Source organism: Prauserella sediminis, from assembly GCF_014195435.1.
GTDB classification, from domain to species: domain Bacteria; phylum Actinomycetota; class Actinomycetes; order Mycobacteriales; family Pseudonocardiaceae; genus Prauserella; species Prauserella salsuginis.
Genome location: NZ_JACIBS010000002.1, coordinates 43,138 through 64,347 on the forward strand (window position 1 = coordinate 43,138; position 21,210 = coordinate 64,347).

The 21,210-nt window shown below is 71.1% G+C and carries 21 protein-coding genes; 13 read left to right on the forward strand and 8 right to left on the reverse strand.

Going from position 1 to position 21,210, the window contains the following annotated elements:
• Positions 1 to 241: 241 nt before the first annotated feature.
• The 5 genes from FB384_RS18615 to FB384_RS18635 form a co-directional block, all read right to left on the reverse strand.
• Positions 242 to 1,471: a styrene monooxygenase/indole monooxygenase family protein gene (locus tag FB384_RS18615; RefSeq protein ID WP_183785856.1), complete on the reverse strand. Its 1,230-nt coding sequence runs from the start codon at positions 1,469 to 1,471 to the stop codon at positions 242 to 244.
• Positions 1,464 to 2,117, reverse strand: coding sequence for a GTP-binding protein (locus FB384_RS18620; protein ID WP_183785858.1), 654 nt, complete (start codon positions 2,115 to 2,117; stop codon positions 1,464 to 1,466). The genes FB384_RS18615 and FB384_RS18620 overlap by 8 nt, the downstream gene beginning before the upstream one ends.
• The gene (locus FB384_RS18625; RefSeq protein ID WP_183653775.1) at positions 2,092 to 2,433 is read right to left on the reverse strand and encodes a DUF742 domain-containing protein; all 342 of its coding nucleotides are present in this window, start codon (positions 2,431 to 2,433) and stop codon (positions 2,092 to 2,094) included. The genes FB384_RS18620 and FB384_RS18625 overlap by 26 nt, the downstream gene beginning before the upstream one ends.
• A gap of 64 nt (positions 2,434 to 2,497) precedes the next feature.
• Entirely contained in the window at positions 2,498 to 2,935 is a 438-nt protein-coding gene (locus tag FB384_RS18630; RefSeq protein ID WP_183785860.1) for a roadblock/LC7 domain-containing protein, read from the reverse strand.
• Positions 2,932 to 4,335, reverse strand: a complete 1,404-nt coding sequence (locus tag FB384_RS18635) for a sensor histidine kinase (protein WP_323985307.1) — start codon at positions 4,333 to 4,335, stop codon at positions 2,932 to 2,934. The genes FB384_RS18630 and FB384_RS18635 overlap by 4 nt, the downstream gene beginning before the upstream one ends.
• A gap of 465 nt (positions 4,336 to 4,800) precedes the next feature.
• Here FB384_RS18635 and FB384_RS18640 point away from each other — a divergent pair, with 465 nt between their 5' ends.
• The 3 genes from FB384_RS18640 to FB384_RS18650 all read left to right on the forward strand — a co-directional run bounded on the left by FB384_RS18640 (position 4,801) and on the right by FB384_RS18650 (position 6,759).
• Entirely contained in the window at positions 4,801 to 5,316 is a 516-nt protein-coding gene (locus FB384_RS18640; protein WP_183785865.1) for an ATP-binding protein, read from the forward strand.
• Between the two features lie 86 nt (positions 5,317 to 5,402).
• On the forward strand, positions 5,403 to 6,023 hold the full coding sequence (gene bluB / locus FB384_RS18645) for a 5,6-dimethylbenzimidazole synthase (protein WP_407676100.1): 621 nt from the start codon (positions 5,403 to 5,405) through the stop codon (positions 6,021 to 6,023).
• Between the two features lie 100 nt (positions 6,024 to 6,123).
• A complete protein-coding gene (locus FB384_RS18650) occupies positions 6,124 to 6,759 on the forward strand; it encodes a phosphoribosyltransferase (RefSeq protein ID WP_183785867.1) in 636 nt (211 codons plus the stop codon).
• A 25-nt stretch (positions 6,760 to 6,784) separates the two neighbouring features.
• Here the strand turns inward: FB384_RS18650 and FB384_RS18655 are convergent, their stop codons facing one another.
• The 3 genes from FB384_RS18655 to FB384_RS18665 form a co-directional block, all read right to left on the reverse strand.
• A complete protein-coding gene (locus tag FB384_RS18655; protein ID WP_183785869.1) occupies positions 6,785 to 7,354 on the reverse strand; it encodes a DinB family protein in 570 nt (189 codons plus the stop codon).
• A gap of 201 nt (positions 7,355 to 7,555) precedes the next feature.
• The gene (locus FB384_RS18660; protein ID WP_183785871.1) at positions 7,556 to 9,295 is read right to left on the reverse strand and encodes a pyruvate dehydrogenase; all 1,740 of its coding nucleotides are present in this window, start codon (positions 9,293 to 9,295) and stop codon (positions 7,556 to 7,558) included.
• 126 nt (positions 9,296 to 9,421) lie between these two features.
• Complete coding sequence (locus FB384_RS18665; RefSeq protein ID WP_183785873.1) at positions 9,422 to 10,672, reverse strand: TetR/AcrR family transcriptional regulator; 1,251 nt, start codon at positions 10,670 to 10,672, stop codon at positions 9,422 to 9,424.
• 118 nt (positions 10,673 to 10,790) lie between these two features.
• Between FB384_RS18665 and FB384_RS18670 the strand changes: the two genes are divergently transcribed.
• From FB384_RS18670 to FB384_RS18715, 10 genes are read left to right on the forward strand one after another with little or no spacing between them, the layout of a single operon-like run.
• A complete protein-coding gene (locus FB384_RS18670; protein WP_183785876.1) occupies positions 10,791 to 11,696 on the forward strand; it encodes an oxygenase MpaB family protein in 906 nt (301 codons plus the stop codon).
• Entirely contained in the window at positions 11,696 to 12,505 is an 810-nt protein-coding gene (locus FB384_RS18675; RefSeq protein WP_183785878.1) for an MlaE family ABC transporter permease, read from the forward strand. Before FB384_RS18670 ends, FB384_RS18675 begins: the two co-directional genes overlap by 1 nt.
• A complete protein-coding gene (locus FB384_RS18680; RefSeq protein WP_183785880.1) occupies positions 12,505 to 13,350 on the forward strand; it encodes an MlaE family ABC transporter permease in 846 nt (281 codons plus the stop codon). Before FB384_RS18675 ends, FB384_RS18680 begins: the two co-directional genes overlap by 1 nt.
• Before the next feature lie 2 nt (positions 13,351 to 13,352).
• Positions 13,353 to 14,684, forward strand: coding sequence for an MCE family protein (locus tag FB384_RS18685; RefSeq protein ID WP_183786381.1), 1,332 nt, complete (start codon positions 13,353 to 13,355; stop codon positions 14,682 to 14,684).
• Positions 14,681 to 15,715: an MCE family protein gene (locus tag FB384_RS18690; RefSeq protein WP_183785882.1), complete on the forward strand. Its 1,035-nt coding sequence runs from the start codon at positions 14,681 to 14,683 to the stop codon at positions 15,713 to 15,715. Before FB384_RS18685 ends, FB384_RS18690 begins: the two co-directional genes overlap by 4 nt.
• Positions 15,712 to 16,719, forward strand: a complete 1,008-nt coding sequence (locus FB384_RS18695; RefSeq protein WP_183785884.1) for an MCE family protein — start codon at positions 15,712 to 15,714, stop codon at positions 16,717 to 16,719. The genes FB384_RS18690 and FB384_RS18695 overlap by 4 nt, the downstream gene beginning before the upstream one ends.
• Positions 16,716 to 17,828, forward strand: coding sequence for an MCE family protein (locus FB384_RS18700; protein ID WP_183785886.1), 1,113 nt, complete (start codon positions 16,716 to 16,718; stop codon positions 17,826 to 17,828). Before FB384_RS18695 ends, FB384_RS18700 begins: the two co-directional genes overlap by 4 nt.
• Complete coding sequence (locus tag FB384_RS18705) at positions 17,825 to 19,033, forward strand: MCE family protein (RefSeq protein ID WP_183785889.1); 1,209 nt, start codon at positions 17,825 to 17,827, stop codon at positions 19,031 to 19,033. The genes FB384_RS18700 and FB384_RS18705 overlap by 4 nt, the downstream gene beginning before the upstream one ends.
• Positions 19,030 to 20,367, forward strand: a complete 1,338-nt coding sequence (locus tag FB384_RS18710) for an MCE family protein (protein WP_183785891.1) — start codon at positions 19,030 to 19,032, stop codon at positions 20,365 to 20,367. Before FB384_RS18705 ends, FB384_RS18710 begins: the two co-directional genes overlap by 4 nt.
• Positions 20,367 to 21,203: a hypothetical protein gene (locus FB384_RS18715; protein WP_183785893.1), complete on the forward strand. Its 837-nt coding sequence runs from the start codon at positions 20,367 to 20,369 to the stop codon at positions 21,201 to 21,203. Before FB384_RS18710 ends, FB384_RS18715 begins: the two co-directional genes overlap by 1 nt.
• The last annotated feature ends 7 nt before the right edge of the window (positions 21,204 to 21,210 follow it).

Consider the following 21,210-nt stretch of genomic DNA (forward strand, 5'->3'; position numbering starts at 1 on the left):
CGCTCCGGGTGCACCGCCTGCGGCGGGAACACGCCATACGGTTCCCCGCGCATCTCATATTCCCGCCGGAGCAGCGGGCTATTCAACTCATCACGTGCGTACCCACCCGAAGAAGGCCCCGAACGGACGACGGCGGGCCGGCACATCGTCGATGTGCCGGCCCGCCGTGATCACGCCGAGGCCGCAGCCGTGAGCCGAGGATCCGGATCCCCGGCGGCTCGCCGCCGAAGGGGACGCGGTGTCAGGACACGCTGGCCAGGTAGTCGGCCGCCTTCTGCGGGTCCATGAACCAGTGCTGGTAGTCGGACGGGTCGGAGAAGCCGTTCGCGAACCGCTTCGCCACCACCGGGTTCTCCTGCGCCGCGCCCAGAATGTCCATGACGTGCGGGGGCGGCGGCGTGAGCAGCGCGTTCGTCCAGTTGGTGACGTGCTGCGCGTACTCCCAGTACTTCTCGAACGTGTCGGTCATCCACGCGTCGTCGAACGGCTGGTCGCCGCGCTCGATGATCGAGCTCAGGTACGAGTCCGCACACTTGGCCGCGTTGTTCGACCCCTGACCAGTGATCGGGTCGTTGGCGACGACGACGTCGGCCATGCCCAGCACCTTGCCACCCGACGGCAGCGTGCCGACCGGCTTGCGGATGACCGGCGTGTAGCCACCGGCCAGCGTGGCCCGGTCGTCGGTCAGCTCCGCATTCCGGGACCGGTCGTACTCCCACGGCAGGTACTGCTTCATCAGCGACAGCGTGCGGTCGAGGTGCTCCTGCGGCGACGGCCGGTCGGTGAACACGTCGAGCGGCCCACCGGGGATGCCCTCGAAGAACAGGATCTCGCAGTTCCCGCTCAACGTCAGTCCCGGGATCATGAACAGCTCGCCCACGCCCGGGATCAGGTTGAACCGCACGGCGCGGTTGTTCGGGTGTTCCGGCCGGGGCTCGACCCCGTGCGCGTAGACCACCGACAGGGCACGCTGCGGCTTCGTCCACACCGAGCGCTCGTGGTCGCGGTCGAACAGCTGCACCAGCTCGCCCTTGCCCGCGGCGACCACGGTCAGGTCGTACATCGTCGACAGCGAGTTCAGATCCGCCGTCGTCACGCCGTGGATGACGAGCTTGCCGCCACGCTGTTCGAACAGCTCCAGCCAGCCCGCCATCTTCACCCGCTGGTCGACCGACTGTCCGTAGTTGTCGAGCCAGCCGATCCAGTTCATCACCCGGCTGGAGTCCTCACCCGCGACCGAGACACCGAGCCCGTCGACGGTCACGCACTCGGCCTCCCACAGGTTGAGCCCCTCGTTGCGCTCGGTCTGCAAGGCGTCGTTGAACATGCACTGGGTGGACATCACGCGGCCCCCGCGGATCTCGTCCGCGGTACGCGCCGACATCACCGTGACGTCGTATCCGTGCTGCTGCAGAGACAGGGCCAGCTGCAGCCCGGACTGGCCGGCTCCGACGACCAGAATCTTACGCATGCGTTCGTGCCCTCCCGGGGTCAGACAGTTCGGCCAACGCCAGCGTGTAGCTCACGAGCTCACGCAACGTCTCGGCCGTGGATTTCGGCTCCCGCGCGTCGACGGTGACCAGCGGAATCGACTCGTCGAGCGCCAGCGCGTCCCGGACGTCGTCGAGGTCGTGGTGCATCTCGCCGTCGAACCGGTTGACCGCCACGATGAACGGCAGGTCCGAATCGTTCTCGAAGTAGTTGATGGCAGCGAAGGACTGGTCGATCCGGCGGGTGTCGACCAGCACCACGGCGCCCAGCGCACCGCGGGACAGGTCGTCCCACAGGAACCAGAACCGTGCCTGACCGGGCGTGCCGAACAGGTACAGCAGGAGATCGCTGTGCAGCGTGATCTTGCCGAAGTCCATCGCCACGGTCGTGGTCGACTTCTGTGCGGTGTCGGGCGCCTCGTCGATACCCGTGCCCGCCTCGGTCATCCAGGCTTCGCTGTTGATCGGCGGTACTTCGGACACGGACCCGACGAAGGTGGTCTTGCCGACGCCGAAGCCTCCGGCCACCACGATCTTCGCCGAGACCGCCAGCTGATCCGGGTCGCCGCCAGCGGCGCCGCCGGCCGCCGCCTGCGCGCCGTCAGACCGGTAGCCGCTTGAGTCCATCGAGGATCCTCTCGAGTACGTTCCGATCGTGCGCGTACGCGTACGCCGTGGGGTGGATGTAGATCGCTCCCTGGGCCGCCAGGTCGCTGACCAGCACGCGGATCACACCCAACGGCAGTCCCAGCGACACCGACAGCTCGGCGATCGACACACGCGTGCGCGCACGCTCGTACAGCCGACGCGACTCCGGCATCAGTGAGTCGGCCAGGCTCGGGTCATAACGCGGCACCGAAATCAACGTTTCGACCAGCAGGTCGTAACGCGGTTTGGTGCGGCCGCCGGTGAGCGCGTAAGGACGGATCCGCTTGCTGCGCATCCGGTTCGGCTGACCGGCCCCATTCTCTGTGGACACGGTGGTCACTTCCTCACCAGTGGGGTCGTCACGCCTGCGCCCTGCGGGCGGTCAGCACGCGTCGCATGTCGGCACGGATTTCCGGGGTCAGGGCGTGGCCGGCGTTGCGGACGAACTGGGTCATCTCGTACGCCACCACCTTCATGTCGCAGTCGGGCCCGGTCAGCACGGCGAGTCCGGCGCCGTTGCCGATGCCCATGAACAGGAAGTAGCCGTGGGTGAGCCGGATGATGATCTGCTCACACCCGCCCTTGTCGAACAGCGTCGCGCTGTTGCGCGCGAGGCTGAGCATCCCGCTCGCGATCGCCGCGAGCTGCTCCGATTCGTCCGTCGAGACCTCGTCGGACGCGGTGAGCGGAAACCCGTCGGAGGACATGATCAGCGCGTGCGTGACCCCGTGGACCTTGCGGACGAAGTCGTTGATCAACCACGCGAAGTTCTGTTTGCCTGAGACCTGAGGATTCACTCGGCGGACTCCTCACCCACGTCGTCGAGCCTGCGGTGCTTGGCCCGCGGGGTGTCCTCACCGTCCTGGTCCGGCTCGGTGTTCTCCGCGGCCAGCTGCTCGCCGTCGGAGAACGCGTCCAGGTCGGCCAGCAGGCGGTCGTGGCTCTCCTCCATGGACACCGGGTCCTCGAGCACGTCCTCCGGCGCCGACATCGGCTCCTGATTCCCGCTCGAACCCACGCCGGAGCCCGCACCGGCGGCGCTGGCGTCCTTCAGGCTCTGTGACACCCGCCGGGGCAGCCCGCTGGCGGTCGTGCCGCCGGTCGCGTTCGACGACGGACGTGGCCGCGGCCGCGGCGACGGCGGCTCCTCGACCGGCGTCGCAGGCTCCGCGGTGTCCGCCCCGGGTGCCGTGGTGTCCGCCGCACGTGCCGCGGTGTCGGCCGGGGGCGGCGGGGTCGCCGCCGCACCGGTCTGCTGCGGCACGCGCTGCGGCAGCTGACCCGAGATCGCGCCCGTGGACCGTTCCGGCTGCTCCGGAGCCGGTTCCACCAGGCCGGGTCCCTGCGAGTAGAAGACCGTCTCGTTGCCCGACCACATCGCGTCCGGCACCTCGGTGACGAGCGCGAGCGGCAGCAGCACCGTCGCGGTCGTCCCGCTCGGCAACCGGTTGGCCAGCGACACGGTGAGCTTGTGCCGGTCGGCCAGCCGCCGCACCACGGTCAGGCCCATGCTGCGGACCGCCTCGTCGTCGATGACCTCGTCGACGTCGGTCTCGGACGGCGACAGCCGCCGGTTGAGCTCGTCCATCCGCTCCGGCGGCAGGCCGATGCCCTCGTCCTCGATCCGCAGCAGAACGCTGCCGCTGTCGGTCAGATGGGCACTGACCCGCACCGGGGCGTTGGGCGGCGACTGGTTCGCCGCGTTGTCCAGCAGCTCGGCCAGCAGCCGGCTGATGTCCTCGGCCGCGAATCCGGCGACGCCGAGCGACGCGACACGTCCGATGGTGACGCGCGAGTACTGGTCGATCGACGACATCGCCCCGCGCACGACGTCCACCAGCGACAACGCGTCCGTCGTCGGTCCGCCCGCGTCCTTGCCCGCGAGCACCCGGAGGTTCTCCGCGTTACGCCGCAGCCGAGCCGCGAGGTGGTCGAGGCGGTACAGCTGACCCAGCCGTTCCTCGTCCTCCTCGTCGATCTCCATCTTCTCGAGTTCCTGCAGCAGGGTGTCGACCAGGTTCAGGTCACGGAGCGCGAGGTTCGCGCACATGTCGACCAGGGCCTGCTGTTGTTCGCCGCCGCGCGCCGGCAGCGGCTGCGCCAGAGCGGCGATCGCCGTACCGCCGGATCCCTCCCCGTCCTGCCTCGGAGGATCCAGCAGCTGTGCCGCCGCCACCCGGGAGCGGTCAAGTAACACACGCGAGCGCTCCAGGATTTCCCGCGCTCTCGCCCGCCTCGCCATTCGGTGTCCACACTTTCTTGAGTCTCGCGTACGGGCCTCGGAATTCGGCCGTATGTCCCCCGACCAACGGTGGCCTATGCAAGCAGACGGCCTTGCCGATGTCCACTAGCAGTCCCTGCCTTGTCGCACGCGGTAATGCCCTACTCTCACCACCGCAAAGAAGCGCTCCATGCACCCGTTCGTGGGACACGGATCACGGTCCGTGGCCCATGTACTGCCACACAGATCACACCTAGAGTGGCCGGATCTCTGCCGGAGGGGCGTCCGGACGTGCGATCCTCGCGGGTGGCACGACCGCCGGCGCTACCGTCAGGCGCCGGATCCGGAGACAGCACCGACAGCATCGACGCCCGTACGACAGCACCCGGGCCGCCACGCGGCTGGCGGTCCCGGCCGATACGCGCCGCGGAAGGATCACGAGTGAGCAGCCACACCGCACAGGTCGACGACATCCGGCTCGTGGCCATGCCCAGTGCGCTGAACTGCACGACCATGTTCGTCGAGTTCTCGCTGACCGAGTGGCGGCTGCCGATGCTGCGCGACACCGCGGCCGAGGCTGCGCGCGCGCTCGTGCAGAACGTGCTCGACCATGCCGACGGCAACAACCCCGGGTTCGTCAACGTGCGGCTCCGGCTGAAGGGCGACTGCCTGGTCATCGAGGTCGAGGACGACCAGCTCGCCCACGCCCACGACGAGGCCCCCGCCGTCGACGGCCGCCGCACCGGCGCGGTACCGGTGCAGGGCCGCGGCAAGCTCGTCTGGTGCGAGGTACCGCTGCCGCCGGGCATGTCGGCCACGCAGGTGCGGTTGCCGCACCGCGGCGAACGGCGCAACCTGCCGCCCGAGGCCGCGAACCGGCCCGCCGAACAGCAGCAGACGGTCGACCCGGCCCTCGCCGATCGGGTTCTCGTCGGCCTGAAGAACCGCGAGTGGTGAGCCCGCGGCAGGACCGGGGCGGCCCGCAGGCCGAGACCTCCGGTGGGCATGCAACCGGTGACGCCTCCCCCGGCGAGGTCGCGGACCTGTTCTACGCCCTGTGCGGGCGGCGGCGCGACGTGCGCGGGCAGTTCACCGGCGAACCGGTCGACGACGCCGTGCTGCGGCGCATCCTCGGGGCCGCCCACGCGGCGCCGAGTGTCGGGCTGAGCCAGCCGTGGGATTTCGTGCTGGTGCGCGACCGGAACACCCGCGAGGCCTTCCGCGAGCACGTCGCCACCGAGCGCGACACGTTCGCCCGCGAACTCTCCGGTGAGGACGCCGCGACGTTCTCGAAGATCAAGATCGAGGGCATCCTCGAATCCACGCTCTCGGTCGTCGTCACCTACGACCCCGACCGTGGCTCGCCCGCCGTGCTGGGCCGGCACGCGATCGCCGACGCCGGGCTGTACTCGGTGTGCCTGGCGATCCAGAACCTGTGGCTCGCCGCCACAGCCGAGGGCCTGGGCGTCGGCTGGGTCAGCTTCTACCGCGAACCCGTGCTCCGCGAACTGCTGGGCATTCCCGAGCGGGTCCGGCCCGTCGCGTGGCTGTGCCTGGGACCGGTGACCCACCTGGAGCAGACCCCGGATCTGGAACGGCACGGTTGGCGCACCCGCCTTCCCCTCGACGCGGTCGTGCACGCGGAGCGCTACCCCGATTCGTGATCCGTACGCCCGGAACCGCCCTGCCGGGCGCTGGACACCCGCGGCCGCGGGCGCGCACCCTGAGGTATGGAGACGTCCCCCGCGTACGGAGCATGCGCGTATGGAGTTCACCGACCGCCGCGACGCCGGACGTGAGCTGGCCGCCCGCCTGCACGACCTGGCCGGGCAGCGGCCGCTCGTGCTCGGGCTGCCCCGCGGCGGTGTCGTGGTCGCCGGCCCGGTGGCGGAAGCGCTCGGCGGGGAGCTCGACATCATCGGCGTCCGCAAACTCGGTGTGCCCGGCGATCCGGAGCTGGCGCTCGGGGCGATCGCCGAAGGCGGCACGATCGTCGCCAACCCGGACGTACTGCGCCATCGCCGACTCGGTCCCGCCGACCTCGAACGCGCCGCGGCCGAGGCGTTTCCCGAACTGGACAAGGCCGTCGCACGACTGCGCCGCGGCAGGCCACCGGTCTCACTCGAAGGCCGCTGCGTGATCGTCGTGGACGACGGCATCGCCACCGGCGCGACCACCCGCGCAGCGCTGCATTCGGTGGCCTCGCGCGGCGCCCGACTGCTCACCCTCGCCGTCCCCGTGGCGCCCGCCGACGTCCTCGAGGAGCTGTCCTCGTCCGCCGACCGGACGGTCTGCCCGAATCCACGGGTGTGGATGCGCGCCGTCGGGAACTGGTACCGCGACTTCCGGCCGGTGACCGACGACGAGGTCATGGCGCTGCTGCATCCGCAGCACGCGTGAGCCCCGGCCGGAGCCGCGGCAACCGTCAGCCCATCGTGCGCGCGCCGTCGACGGATTCCCGGATGATGTCGGCGTGCCCGGAGTGCTGGGCGGTCTCGGCGGCGATGTGCTGCAGCACCTGCCGTACCGACCAGCGCTCGCCCGGCTGGAACCACGGCGCCTCGGGCAGCGGGAACGTTGTGTCGAGGTCGGCGGTGGCGAGGAACTCCTCGGTGCGCCACGCGGTCTCGGCATACTCGTCCAGCAGGCCGGACAGGGTCTCACCGGGCAGCATGCGGAACTCGTCGGATCGGTCGTCGGTGCCCGCGCCCGAGACCGCCCGCGGGTCGCCGCCCGCGAACGCGATCCAGGCACGTTCGGTCGCCGAGACGTGCTTGATGATCCCGCCGAGCGTCAGGGCGCTGACGGTGGTGCGCCGGGCCGCCTGCTCGTCGTCGAGGTCCCTGGTGGTGAAACGCAGGAACCAGCGCTGCCGCGCGAGCAGCCACGCCAGGTCCGCGTGTTCGCGCACCGCCGCCGGCTCGTCGCGACGGTCCGCGGATGCCGCGCTGGACGCCGCGGTGGACGTCGTGGAGGTCGGGGTCGTCGTCGCCATGGTCGGGTTCCCTTCGTATCGGCTGATGGCGGCGACGCTACGGGCGATAGCGGACAGGGACGGTCCGCTATCGCCCGTGGGTTTCCCGCCGGCAACGGTGTCGCGGCCAGCGGTGCCGCGCCGCCGGCAACCGGCTGCCCCGACACCCTCCCCACGTTCTCCGCCTGACCTCCACTTCGGACGTCCGTTGTGGATCCTCCGTCACGGGCGCGGGATGTTGCGCAGGTTGGAGCGGGCCAGTTCCACCATCTTGCCGACACCGCCTCCCAACACCACCTTGCTCGCGGCCAGGGCGAAGCCCTTCATCTGCTGCGCCGTGATGTGCGGTGGCATGGACATGGCGTTCGGATCCGTGACCACGTCGACGAGTGCCGGGCCCGGCCGCGCGAGCGCGTCGGCGAGCGCGGCCGGAACCTCGCCCGGTTCGGTGACGCGGATGGCCGGAATCCCCGCGCCCTGGGCGATCGCGGCGTAGTCCACGCCCGCGTGGTCGGTCTGGTAGTCCGGCAGGCCGTCCACCAGCATCTCGAGTTTGACCATGCCGAGCGACGAGTTGTTGAACAGCACGATCTTCACCGGCAGGTCGTGCAGCCGCACCGTGAGCAGTTCGCCGAGCAGCATCGCCAGGCCGCCGTCACCGGACATCGACACGACCTGCCGCTGCGGATACGCCAGCTGCGCGCCCACCGCGTGCGGCAGTGCGTTGGCCATCGTCCCGTGCAGGAACGACCCGATCACGCGCCTGCGCCCGTTCGGGGTGATGTAGCGCGCCGCCCACACGTTGCACATCCCGGTGTCGACGGTGAAGACCGCGTCCTCGGCCGCGAGGTCGTCCAGCACGTCGGCCACGTACTCCGGGTGGATCGGCGTGCGGTCACCGACCCGGTTGGTGTAGGCATCGACCACCGTTTCCAGCGCCCGGCAGTGTTCACGGAGCATGTCGTCGAGGAAGCTGCGGTCGGTCTTCTGCTCCACCATCGGCAGTACGGCGCGCAGGGTCTCGCCGACGTCGCCGTGCACGCCGAGCTCGAGCGGGGTGCGCCTGCCGAGCCTGCTCGCGTCGTGGTCGACCTGCACGGTGCGCTCGAGGGGCAGGAAGCCGTCGTAGGGGAAGTCCGTTCCGAGCAGCACCAGCAGATCCGCATCCTGCGTGGCCCGGTAGCAGGCCCCATAACCGAGCAGTCCGCTCATGCCGACGTCGTAGGGGTTGTCGTACTGCACCCATTCCTTACCGCGCAGCGAATGCCCCACCGGGGCGTTCACCCGGCCCGCCAGTTCCATGACCTCGGCGTGGGCTTCGGCGACGCCCGCACCGCAGAACAGGGTGACGGTCCTCGCCCGATTGATCGCGTCGGCCAGGGCGTGGACCTGCGTCTGCGGCGGAACGGCGACCGCGCGTTCGGTGATGAACGTGCTCGTTCCGGTGTCCCCCGCAACATCCCGGTGCGCCAGGTCGCCCGGCATCACCAGCACCGACACGCCGCCGCCGGCCAGCGCACGCTGGACGGCGATACGCGGCAGGCGCGGCACCTGCTCCGGCGTGGAGATCGTCTCGCAGTAGCCGCTGCAGTCCACGAAGAGCCGTTCCGGATGCGTCTCCTGGAAGAATCCGGTGCCGATCTGGCTGGCCGGGATGTGCGAGGCCAGCGCGAGCACCGGTGCGCCCGTGCGGTGAGCGTCGTAGAGGCCCTGGACGAGGTGCGTGTTGCCGGGTCCGCAGCTGCCCGCACACACCGCGAGCCTGCCGGTCAGCTGTGCCTCCGCGGCCGCGGCGAACGCACCGGCCTCCTCGTTGCGCACGTGCACCCATTCGATATCGGCCGTGCGCCGGATCGCGTCGACGATCGGGTTGAGACTGTCGCCGACGACGCCGTAGATGCGGGACACGCCGGCCTGGACCAGCACCTCGATGAACTGATCGGCGACCGAGGTTCGGGCCATCTGGTACTCCTTCACGGATCGACGGGTGCTTCGCCGACGATTGTCGGGCCGCCGCGCCCGCCGCGCGATCCGGAACCGGAGTCGATCGTGTTCCCCGGCCGTGCACCCGGATGGTGCAGCGTGTGATCAGCTGGCCAGTGCGGCGAAGACGACGTGTTTGATCTGGTCGGCGTCGGCGATGCGCTGCCGCCGGATGCACAGGTCGCCCGCGATGTTCAGGGCCGCGTGCACGGCGAGCCGCGCATAGGTGGCGCGCGTGTCCCCGCGGACGGCCATGACGAGCCGCACCCATTGCTCGACGTGCTCGCGTTGCACCTTCCGCAGCTGTCTCCGGTCCTCGTCGGGCAGGTTGCCGTGTTCGGACCGGTACACGGCGGCCAGGTCACTGTCCGAATAGTTGTAACCGACGTAGGCGTCGACGAGGGCCCGCAGCGCCTCCCCCGGTTCGGTCGCCGATTCGACGGCCGTGCTGGTCGCGACGGTCAGCCGGTCGGCCGCACGGTAGTAGACCGCGGCGAGCAGTTCGGCCTTGCTGGCGAAATGCCGGTACACACTCGAACCGCCGATGCCGGCCGCGGCACCGAGTTCCTCCATCGTGACCGCATGGAAGCCGCGTTCGCGGATCGGCCGCAGTGCCGCGACGACGAGCCGTTCCCGGCGGGAGACGAACCGGTTCAGCGCCGGCTGCTCCGGCCGCTCCTCCGCGAGTTCGCCGCCGAGTCGGGGAGGCAGCCCGGTGGCCAGTACGCCGAGCGCGATGCTCCGCAGTCCGCGTTCCGCCACCCGCGCCGGCACCGTCGTGCGGTGGGTCGACAGGCTGGCGATGGCGCTCAGCGCCGCGGTCGCCAACGTCGTGCGGTCCGCCTCGGGCAACCGGGGACGCCCTTCACCGACGAGTCCGGCGACGGTGTCCACCAGCCACTCCATGGTCGCGGTGAATCGGGCGTGGTCCTCGGGATCGAGGTGGCGCCGCTCCCATTGGTACAGCTGTGCGCCTTCCCTGCGGTCGATCACCAGCGTGGTCAGTGAACGCACGATCGCATCGATGCGGGACCACGGATCAGCCGTCGCCCCCTGCGCGAGCGCGGTCTCCACGGCACTGCGCGTCGCGGCCGCCAGATCGTCGGCGGCATAGGTGAGAATCGCCTGCTTATTCTTGAAGTGCCGGTAGATCGCCGGACCGGTAATACCCGCTTCGGTCGCGATGTCGCCGAGTCCCACGGCGTGGTACCCGCGCTGACAGAACAGGTCGACTGCGATCCGGGCCAGTTGTGCCTTGCGGTCGCCGCGGCGGCGCGACGGTGCTGCGGCCGGGGCGGAGCCGGTGTCCTGTTGCTGCAACGGCGTTACCTCCGACTCGCTCCTGCGCTGTCCCATTCTCGTCTCCGACCTTAACCCGCTGCCGCACAGCAGCAGCGCGGGAATACTTGACAACGTCCCGTGTCAAGACGCTATGTTAATCCAGATTCGCAATGGTGCTGAATTTGGAGGGACCATGGCCGAGACCTCCCCCATCGATGAGGCCACGCTCCCCGGCCCCGGCTCGGTGACGTGGCAACGGTTCGGTGTCGCCCCCGGCGCACTGCTCGCCGGAACCGGTCTGCTGCTTCAGGTGGCCCATCCCGTGGTCGGCCAGGGAGTGCTCGACCACTCCGAGTTCCAGCAGCACCCGTGGAAACGCGCGTGGGGAACCCATCTGTCCACGATGCGGTTCGTCTACGGGATGGGCGACGGGGCCCGCGCCGAAGGTGACCGACTCATCGCACTGCACCGGGACATCAAGGGGGTCGACGGCGAGGGCAGGCGATATCACGCCCTGAACCCGGAGGCCTACGCCTGGGTCCACACCACGCTGGCCAAGTTCATGGTCGACACCGCGGCCTGGTTCTGCGAGCCCATGACACCTGCGGAACTGGCCCGGATGTGGCGGGAGTGGCGCGCGATCGGCATGGCACTCGGCCTGAAACCACACCACCTTCCCATCGACTGGCCGGGCGCCGAGGCCTACATCGACGAGATGGTGCGCGACCGCCTCGAGGCGAACCGGAGCACGGCCGACGTGCTCGAGGCCTTGACCCGTCCCCGGCGCCCCGCCCGCGCACTGCCCGCTCCACTGTGGAATGCCGGCATCGCCCCCGCGGCACGGCTCGTACGGCTGACCACGGTTGGCACGCTGCCGCCCCTGGTGCGCGAGCGACTGGGTCTGGAATGGACCGATTCCGACCGGCGCACACTCACACGGCTCGCCTCGATGGTCCGGGCCACCCACCGCAGGGCCCCGGAGCCGCTCCGGTACTCCCCGCTGGCGTACTGGCTGATCGTGCGGGGCCGCCGCGCTGCACGTCACCGCGTGGCGGGTCACCGCGCAGGTGGCGCGGACGGCTCCGCACGGGCAGCCTGATGGCGTTCTCCCCGCCGCCCACTCGCACGGCCGTCGGTGACGCGTTCGCCCAGGCCGGGATGCTGCTGAGTTTCACGGCGAGCACGATCGCCGCGCTCGGCCGCACCGTCGTGCGCCGTCGGCTGGCCTGGCGGGACGTCCTCGACCAGACGTGGTTCCTCGCGTCGGTCACGACGTTTCCGTCGCTGCTCGTGACGGTGCCGCTCGGCGTGGTCGTCGCGCTGAACGTCGGGTCGATGGCGGGGCAGCTCGGCGCCGAGGGATACGGCGGCGCGGTCGTCGCGTTCGTCATCGTCGCACAGGCGTCTCCCCTGATCTGCGCACTGATGATCTCCGGTGTGGGCGGCTCGGCGGTGTGCGCGGACCTCGGCGCGCGGACGATCCGCGAAGAGGTCGACGCCATGGAGGTCATGGGCATCCCCGCGATCGAACGCTTCGTCGTGCCACGGGTGATCGCCGCCGTGGTGGTCACGACACTGCTGGCCTGTCTCGTGATGGCGGTCGGGATCAGCGCGAGCTACGGCTTCCAGACGCTCGTGCTCGGCGACTCGCCGGGCAGTTTCCTCGGCAGCCTCACCGAGTTCTCGCGCGTCGAGGACTTCGTCATCGCCGAGATCAAGGCCGCCGCGTTCGGCGTGATCGCCGCGCTGGTGGCCTGTTTCAAGGGCCTCACCGCCAAGGGCGGGCCGAGCGGCGTGGGCGACGCCGTCAACGAGGCCGTCGTGCTCGCGTTCATCCTCGTGTTCGTCGCGAACACGGTGCTGACCGAGCTGTACGCGGCGATCGTCCCGGCAAGAGGGGCGTACTGATGCCCGTGACCGTCTCGCGCCTCCCCGCCAGAGCGGCACGCCCCGTGGTGGACGGGTTCGCCGCACTGGGCCGGCACTCGACGTTCTACGCCCGGGTGCTCGCCGCGGTGCCGACCGTGCTGGTGCGCTACTGGCGGCACGTGCTCCGGCACGTCAACGACATCAGCTTCGGCTCGGCCTCGCTACTGGCGGGCGGCGGCACGATCGGCGTGGTGTTCGCGATGTCGGCGGTGGCCAGCACGCAGATCGGACTGGAGGGCTACCGCGGTCTCGACATCATCGGCCTGTCCCCGATGACCGGCCTGATGTCGGCGCTGGTCAACACCCGGGAGATCGCCCCGGTGGTCGCGAGCGTGGCGCTCGCCGCGAAGGTCGGCACCGGGTTCACCGCCCAGCTCGGCGCGATGCGCATCTCCGACGAGATCGACGCGCTGGAGACCATGGCTGTGCCGTCGGTGCCGTTCCTGGTCAGCACCCGGATGGCGGCGGCCGTCATCTCCGTGGTCCCGCTGTACCTGGTCGGGCTCTTCGCCTCCTACGCCGCGACGAGCCTGGCGGTCACGCAGCTCAAAGGCCAGTCGAGCGGCACCTACGACTACTACTTCCAGCTGCTGCTGACCCCGGGCGACGTCGGCTTCTCCCTCCTGAAGGCCGTGATCTTCGCCGTGATCATCACCCTCGTCCACTGCGGCTACGGCTTCCACGCCGCGGGCGGGCCCGAGGGCGTCGGCAAGGCCGCGGGCCGTGCCTTGCGCACGAGCATCGTCACCATCGCCGTCGTCGACGTCCTGCTGACCCTCACGATCTGGGGCACGCAGCCCACGCTGCCGGGATTGGGGGCGTGACGATGCGATCGCACCGGCGCGACACCGGCCGCACCGCACTGGCCCTCCGCGGGCTCGCCGTCGCCACCGCGCTCGTGGTGTGCACCGGCGTGCTGGTCGCCGGCGCGGGCGACGGGCTGCGGCCCGCACCGGAGGTCACGGCGGTGCTGCCCGCGTCGGCCGGTCCGGTGCGGGAGAACTCGGCCGTGCAGTACCACGGCGTCACGGTCGGCAGACTCGCGGCGGTCGACGGCTCCGAGCTGCGGCTGCGCATGGACGAGGAGTTCCTCGGGCAGCTGCCGGCCAACGTGCGCGTGCGGGTGCTGCCGCGCACGCTGTTCGGCGACCAGTACGTCGACCTCGTCGTGCCCCGGGGCGCCGAGCCACGCGGCACGCTCGGCGCAGACGCGAGGCTGCGGCCCGACACCTCGCGGCGCACCGTGCAGCTGTACTCCGCCTACACGCGGCTCTACGACGTGATCACCGCGCTGCGGCCCGCCGAGCTGCAGGTCGCGATCAGCACACTGGCCGACACGGTCCGCGGTCGCGGGGAGCGCCTCGGCCGCATGATCGACGACGCCGACGCCCTGCTCACCGAGACCTCACCGCTGCTGGAGACGCTCGAACAGGACCTCGACACGGTCGCGCGGCTGTCGTCGGACGCCGAGGCCGCAACGCCCGACCTCCTCGCCACCGTCGACAACGTGGCCTCGCTCTCCGCCACGATCACCGAGGAGCGGGGGTCGATCGGGGCGCTCCTCGGCTCCGGCATCGAGCTCACCGACACCGGCCGCCGGGTCGTGTCCGATCACGCGCAGCGGGTCGTCACCCTCGCCGAGTCGACCCGACCGATCGCCGACGTGCTGGCCCGCTACCCGGACGCCGTCGGGGAGACGCTCGACGCGGCGCGGTTCTTCCTCCACCGCGGTGCCCGCACGTTCGCCACGGGGAACTTCAAGATCGACGCTGCGCTGACGCTCGACCAGCCGTTCCCGTACACGTCCGAGGACTGCCCGCGCTACCCGGGACTGGCGGGGCAGAACTGTGGGCAGGCCCCCTCGTCCCGGCACGACCGGAGGTTTCCGCAGCCGCAGCGGGACTCCGGAGCCGACCGAACCCCGGAACGCAGCGGCGAGACACGGCACCGCGGCGAGATTCAGCGGCGAGGCTTCGGCGACGATGCCGTCATCGGCGGCACGAGCGGGCCCGTGGGCAGCGCGCAGGAGAAGCGCTCGCTGCGAGAACTCGGCGGCCTGCTGCCGGCCGGTCCTCGCGCCGAGACGTCGCGGGATCCGGACCTGCTCGGCCTGATGCTGGGACCGCTGGTGCGGGGCGAAACGGTGGTGGTCCCGTGAGGCTCACCCCGATCGTCACCAAGCTGACGGCATTCGTGGCCGCGTGCGCGCTCGCGGCCGTACTCGTGGTCAACACGCTCACCGACCCGCTGCCCGGCGACACTCGCACATACCACGCGGTGTTCACCGACGCCCACGGTCTCTACGCCGGGTCGGACGTGACGATCGCGGGCGTGCGGGTCGGCACGGTGCGGGACCTGCGCCTCGACCGGGGCCGCGCGCACGTCACGTTCGAGGTGTCCACCGACCAGCGCGTCCCCGCCGGCGTGCACGCCGCCATCCATTACGCCGACCTGCTCGGCTCGCGCCACCTCGCACTGGCCGCCGGTCCCATCGGGGACGCGGCGGCCCGGGAGGGCGCCGCCGACGACGAACAGCTGCAGCCGGGTGCCACGATCCCCGTGTCGCGCACCCGCCCTCCCCTGGACCTGACCGCGCTGTTCAACGGGTTCAAGCCGCTGTTCGAGGCGGTCGAACCCGGCGAGGTCAACCGGCTCGCGCGCACGATCGTCGCCGTGTTCCAGGGCGAAGGCCCGGCCGTCGAATCACTGCTGTCCAATGTGGTCTCGCTGACCTCGACGGTGAACGACAAGGAACAGGTCCTCGACCGGCTGCTGCGGAACCTGACGTCGGTGCTCGACACGATGAACGGCCACACCGAACAGTTCACGGCGCTCGTCGGCGGGCTGAAGCGGCTGACGTCGTACGCCGCGCAGCACCGCGGCGACATCGCCACCGCGCTCGACAGCGGCACGAAACTCGCGGGATCGCTGAACACGCTGCTGGCGGGCATCACACCGAACCTGTCCGAGGACATCACCGCGCTGAAGACGGTGAGTTCCTCGCTCGTCGACAACACCGGGCGGTTCGACACGCTCATGGCCGAGGCACCCGATCTGCTCGACACCGTCGGCCGCGCGACCGACTACGGGTCGTGGGTCAACGTCTACGTCTGCAACCTGCGCGTGGACGTCACCGGTGATGCTCCCGTCAACCTCAGCCCCGGGCCGCATTCAGAGGTGTGCCGATGAGCCGGCTTCGTGTTCTCGCACGGGCGCTCACCCGGCGCGGTCCCGTGTTCTCCGGCGTCGCAGGCGCTCTCGTGCTGGCTCTGCTCGTCGCGGCGGCCGTGGCCGTGCCCCAGCTGCGGTTCCGCGCCGACACGGCCGAGTTCACCGCCGAGTTCGCCAACGCGGCCGGGCTCGCGGCGGGCGATCAGGTCCACGTCGCGGGCGTGCCCGCGGGCCGGGTCGTCGCCGTCGAACTGGCGGGTGACCACGTCGACGTGCGGTTCCGGCTCGACGAGGTGCAACCGCTCGGCCGCTCCAGCAGCGCCTCGGTGAAGCTCGCGACGGTGCTCGGCACCCGCTACCTGGCGGTACATCCCCGCGGCACCGGCGAACTCGCCGACGCCACCATCCCCCGGAAGCGCACGTCCGTGCCCTACAGCCTCGCCGACATCGCCGACGACGCCCACCGCACCACAGGCGAGCTCGACACGACACAGCTGCGCACCATGATCTCCACTCTGCAGGAGGCCGCACCGGACGGTGCGGTGCTGAGCGAGGCACTCGAAGGAATCCGCCGTGCCGCGCAGATCGTCGGCGACCGGGGCGAGCAGTTCCAGCGGCTGCTCGGCGGCGTCCGCACGCTGACCTCCACGCTGGCCGGACAGCGCGGCCACCTCACCGCACTGCTCGGCGACGCCAAGCTCGTCGCGCAGACCCTGACGCAGCGGCGCGAGACGATCCGCACCCTCGTGCGCGAGGTCGACGCGCTCACCGCTGCACTCGACGAGGTGATCCGGGAGAGCAAGCCGACGTTCTCGCCGCTGCTGACCGACCTGCATTCGATCACCACGACGCTCAAGCGCAACGACCGCGCCCTCTCCCGGACGCTCGAGAAGCTCGGGCCGGTGAGCCGCTACGTCACCAACGCGACCGGCAACGGCCCGTGGGGCGACGTCTCCGGCCCGGTCGGCCCGCTGCCGGACAACCTGTTGTGCCTGGCCCGGCTCGTGGAGGGATGCCGATGACCGAGCGGTCCCCGGCGGCCGGCTCACCGCGCCGCCCGCTCACCCGCATCGTGACGATCGGACTCGTCGTCGCGCTCGTCGCCGCGTCGGGCTGGTACGTCCTGCTGCGGCCGGACCCGCAGCTGCGCATATCCGCCGACTTCGCCACGGCCGACGGCATCTTCCCCGGCAGCCGGGTCGCGTTGCTGGGCGTGCCGGTAGGGCGCGTCGAACGGACCGCCCCGCGCGGCGACTCCGTGCGGGTCACGATGACCCTGCCCGGCGACACCAGGCTGCCGACGTCGGCACACGCCTACATCATGAACCCCGCCGTCGTCAGCGACCGCTTCGTCGAGCTCTCCCCCGCCCACACCGGCGGTCCGACGCTCGACGAGGGCGCCGTCATCCCCGTCTCCCGCACGCACGCCCCGGTCACCTGGGACGAACTGACCGCCTCGCTCGACACGATCCTGACCACGTTCGGTCCGGACGGCGAGGGCAGTGGCGGCCTCGGTGAGCTGGCCTCCACCGCCGCCGATTCGCTGGGCGGCAACGGACCCGAGTTCCGGGCCGCGCTGAACACCCTCGCCGGGGCCACCGAGGTCGCCGCGGGCAGCACCGGCGACCTCGGCGCCGTACTGGACAATGTGGACACCCTGCTGACGGTCCTGAAGAACCACCGCTCCACGATCGACGGTCTGACCACGACGGTGACGACCGCGTCGGAGGATTTCAACGCGCAGCAGCAGTCCGTCACTCGCTCGATCAGCAGGCTCTCGCGCGCCCTCGGCACGCTGAACACACTGCTGCGCAAGCACGGCGAGCAGCTGCCAGGGGACGTGTCCCGGCTGACCCGGTTGTCGACCACGCTGGTGTCCCGCAAGGAGCAGCTCGCCGAGACCCTCGACACGTTGCCGCTCGCGCTCGACAACTTCGACCGCGCGGTGTCCGACGACGACCGCCTGCGCATCCGGCTGAACCTGTCCACGAATCTCCGCCAGTTCGGCACCACGGCGAAACTCTGTGACCGGCTGCCGCTCCCCCTGTGCAGCGGCGCCGGGATCGTCAACCCGGTCGACTTCCCCAACACACTGGGGATCCTGGATCTGCTCAGCGGGGGTCGCCGATGACGCCTCGCACCCCGCGCACCCTGGTGGCGGTCGCGCTGTCGGCCGCACTGCTGCCGGCGGCCGGCTGCGGCATCAGCCTGCAGCGCACCGCCTCCTTCGGCGGCCCCGCCGACACGTACTCGGTCACGGCGGTCTTCGCCGACGCCGCGAACCTGCCGGAGGGCGGGATCGTCCGCATCGGACAGGCCGAGGTGGGCCGGGTGACGGCCATCCGCGCCGAGCGTTTCCGGGCACACGTCGACCTCGAGATCGACACGTCGGTCCGGCTCCCGGCCGACACGGGGGCACGGCTGGAACTCACGTCGGCGCTCGGCGACCAGTTCGTCGTGCTCGAACCGCCCCGCTCCGGTGACCGCGCGGGCGGCGGGCCGGGGCGGCCCCGTTCCGGTGGCGTCCCCGCGGCCGACTCCCCGGCAGGTGGACGGACGCTCGCCGACGCCGCACGCATCCCGTTCGAGCGAACCTCCCGCGGCCCCGACGTCGAGGACACGCTGGCCGCGCTGGGCACGCTGCTCAACGGTTCGGGCCTCGACCAGGCCCGGACAGTCGTGCGCGAGGTCAACACCGCGCTCGGCGGCCGGGAGGCGAAGGTCCGGCGCATCGTGGAGCGGCTGGACGACGTCCTCGGCAGGCTCGCCCGCCGCGGCGACCAGATCACCGGCGTCATCGACTCGATGGACACGGTGGCCGCGACCCTGAAGAAGGGCACGCCGACGCTCGAGAAGGGCCTGACCGACATCCAGCCCGGGTTGCAGACCCTGCTGGACGAACGCACCCGGTTCACCACGCTGTTGCGAAGCGTCGGTTCGCTCGGCGCGACGACGCGCACCCTGATCGACAAGACCGGCGGCGCGCTCACCCGGCAGCTCGACGAGCTCCGCCCCGTCCTCCACGAGCTGTCCACGCTGGACAGCAAACTCGGTCCGACACTGCAGTCGCTGACCCGCTTCTCCCGGGCGCTGCGCAACGCCACCCCCGGCGACTACCTGAACCTCGACGGCACGGTCAACGTGCCCACCGGCGTCGCCGAGCTGCTCGACATCGACCTCTACGGCGAGAACTCGGGACCGCCCGCCCTCGACCTCGGCGACGCGGCCGGCGCCGGGAACGGCGGGGGCGGTAGCGGTACCACCGGGGCCGGTGCCCGCACACGTGATCCCGGGCCGGGTGGTCTGCACCGCCTGCTGGGAGGTGGCCTCCGATGAGCAGGCTCGCCCTCGCCCAGCTGCTCGTGTTCGCGATCGTCGCCGTGGCCTGCGGCTATTACGTCGCCGACCGCGTGTTCGGGCCGAACGCCACCGGCGACCCGATCACCGTGACCGTGCGCATGCCCGACACCGGCGGGCTGATCACCGGCTCGCAGGTGACCTATCGCGGCGTCGGCGTCGGTGAGGTCTCGGACGTGCGGATCGCACGCGACCGCGAGGGCGTCGAGGTGGTCGCCTCGCTGCATCCCCGCACGCGCGTCCCCGCCGACACCGACGCCGTGGTCACCATGGAGAGCCCCGTGGCGATCCTCCGCCTCGACTTCCGGCCCGACGACCGTTCCGGGCCCTACCTCGCCACCGGCGACACCGTCACCGCCGACCGCACCCGCAGGCCGCTCCCCCTGGAAGCGCTGCTCGGCGACTTCGTCCGGCTGGCCGACACGCTGCCGACCGAGGACGTCTCCGTGCTCGCCGACTCCCTCGCCACCGGACTGCAGAACGCCACCGGCGACCTGGACCGGATCCTCGAGGGCACCGACGCGCTCCTCGACTTCGGCAGCGAACGCACGGACCAGCTCGAGCGCATCCTCGAGAGCGGCAGGCTCGTCGCCGAGACCAACGGGTCCCGGCTGCGCCAGCTCGCCTCCGCCATGCGCAGCCTCAGCGGCGGGCTGCGCGCCACCGCGCCGGAATTGCGGACGCTGGTCCGCAACGTCCCCGAACCGGCGCGGCGGGTCACGGAGCTGATCGAACGCACGGAACCGTCGCTCGGCACGCTGCTGGGCAACCTGGTCACGACCACCCGACTCGTCGGCATGCGCGGGCCCGCGGTGGAGCAGCTCCTGCGCTCGGCGCCGAAGGCGTTCCACTCGCTCGGCAGCGTCGTCGACGGGGACACCGCCAACTTCTACCTCGTCGGCACGCAGGGTCCGGTCTGCTACAACGACACGCCGCGCCGGGCACCGCAGCGCACCGAGCCGCGCGAACCGCAGTGGCAGTGGCACTGCACCCCCGGGCAAGACCTGAACCAGCGCGGCGCGCAGCACGCTCCCCGCCCCGATGCGGGGGTTCCCACCTCGTCCGGCTCCGACGCGAACACCGATCCCGCTCCTCCGGCCGGCGGCACCCACAGCGATCCCTCCCCCGACGCCACCACCCACGAACCTGCAACCCACGAACCTGCGACCCACGAAACCGCGACCCACGAACCTGCGACCCACGAAACCGCCACCGGTGAGCGCGCGCCGTTCACGCTCGGCACCACCGGCGGCCAAGCCGCCGTGCTCGGGCCCCGTTCCTGGTCCTCACTGTTGTTGCAAGGAGTTCACTGATGCACTCTCCCGACCCGGCCGGCCGGAAACCGTCGCCCCGACCCCGCTCGATCGCCGACGACGATCCACCCGACGACACCGCCGGCGCCGCACCCGATGCAAGGTCCACCGAGGACTCCACGAGCGGGCCTGCCGTACCCACCACCGTCGCGGTGACGACACGTGCCGACACCGCGGCCGGGTCCGACGCCGCACCGTCCGACCCGGCCGAGGCGACCCCCACCGAGGCCGACGCGCCCGATCCCGACGCGCCCGATCCCGACGGGTCCGAAGGCGACGTGTCCGAAGGCGACGGGTCCGAGGTCGACACCGCGGCCGACGACGGCGCCGAGCCGCGTGGCCGTGCCGCGACCCTGGCAGCGCGGCTGCGGCCGCGGCGGATCCTCGCCGCGGTACTCGTGCTGGCGGTCCTCGGCGGCCTTGGGGTCGCCGCGAGCGCGTTCTTCGCCCAGCGCGCCGAGCAGCAGGCGCGGACCGAGGCCCTCGCAGCCGCCGAGCGCTACGCGGTGGACCTGTCCTCGTACGACCACGAGGACCTCGACGGCAACTTCCGGACGGTGCAAAGCAATGCCACCGGCCAGTTCGGACAGCAGTACCGGCAGGTGAGCGAAAACCTGACGACACTGCTCAAACAGCACAAGGCGACCTCGGAGGGCAACGTCGTCCGCGCCGGGATCGCCGAGGCGGGCGCCGACCGCGCCGTCGTCCTGCTGTTCGTCGACCAGACGATCAGCAACACCAACACCGACCAGCCCCGCGTCGACCGCAACCGGATGGAGATGACCTTGGTCCGCCACGAGGACCGGTGGCTCGTCGACAAGGTCACCCTGCTGTGAGAGGAAC

Coding starts and splice junctions, on each gene's coding strand:
- FB384_RS18700 (WP_183785886.1), top strand. CDS start 16,716: ATGACCGAGCGGTCCCCGGCGGCCGGCTCACCGCGCCGCCCGCTCACC.
- FB384_RS18625 (WP_183653775.1), bottom strand. CDS start 2,433: ATGCGCAGCAAGCGGATCCGTCCTTACGCGCTCACCGGCGGCCGCACC.
- FB384_RS18660 (WP_183785871.1), bottom strand. CDS start 9,295: ATGGCCCGAACCTCGGTCGCCGATCAGTTCATCGAGGTGCTGGTCCAG.
- FB384_RS18615 (WP_183785856.1), bottom strand. CDS start 1,471: ATGCGTAAGATTCTGGTCGTCGGAGCCGGCCAGTCCGGGCTGCAGCTG.
- FB384_RS18670 (WP_183785876.1), top strand. CDS start 10,791: ATGGCCGAGACCTCCCCCATCGATGAGGCCACGCTCCCCGGCCCCGGC.
- FB384_RS18665 (WP_183785873.1), bottom strand. CDS start 10,672: ATGGGACAGCGCAGGAGCGAGTCGGAGGTAACGCCGTTGCAGCAACAG.
- FB384_RS18675 (WP_183785878.1), top strand. CDS start 11,696: ATGGCGTTCTCCCCGCCGCCCACTCGCACGGCCGTCGGTGACGCGTTC.
- FB384_RS18710 (WP_183785891.1), top strand. CDS start 19,030: ATGAGCAGGCTCGCCCTCGCCCAGCTGCTCGTGTTCGCGATCGTCGCC.
- FB384_RS18655 (WP_183785869.1), bottom strand. CDS start 7,354: ATGGCGACGACGACCCCGACCTCCACGACGTCCACCGCGGCGTCCAGC.
- FB384_RS18685 (WP_183786381.1), top strand. CDS start 13,353: ATGCGATCGCACCGGCGCGACACCGGCCGCACCGCACTGGCCCTCCGC.
- FB384_RS18650 (WP_183785867.1), top strand. CDS start 6,124: ATGGAGTTCACCGACCGCCGCGACGCCGGACGTGAGCTGGCCGCCCGC.
- FB384_RS18620 (WP_183785858.1), bottom strand. CDS start 2,117: ATGGACTCAAGCGGCTACCGGTCTGACGGCGCGCAGGCGGCGGCCGGC.
- FB384_RS18695 (WP_183785884.1), top strand. CDS start 15,712: ATGAGCCGGCTTCGTGTTCTCGCACGGGCGCTCACCCGGCGCGGTCCC.
- FB384_RS18680 (WP_183785880.1), top strand. CDS start 12,505: ATGCCCGTGACCGTCTCGCGCCTCCCCGCCAGAGCGGCACGCCCCGTG.
- FB384_RS18715 (WP_183785893.1), top strand. CDS start 20,367: ATGCACTCTCCCGACCCGGCCGGCCGGAAACCGTCGCCCCGACCCCGC.
- FB384_RS18705 (WP_183785889.1), top strand. CDS start 17,825: ATGACGCCTCGCACCCCGCGCACCCTGGTGGCGGTCGCGCTGTCGGCC.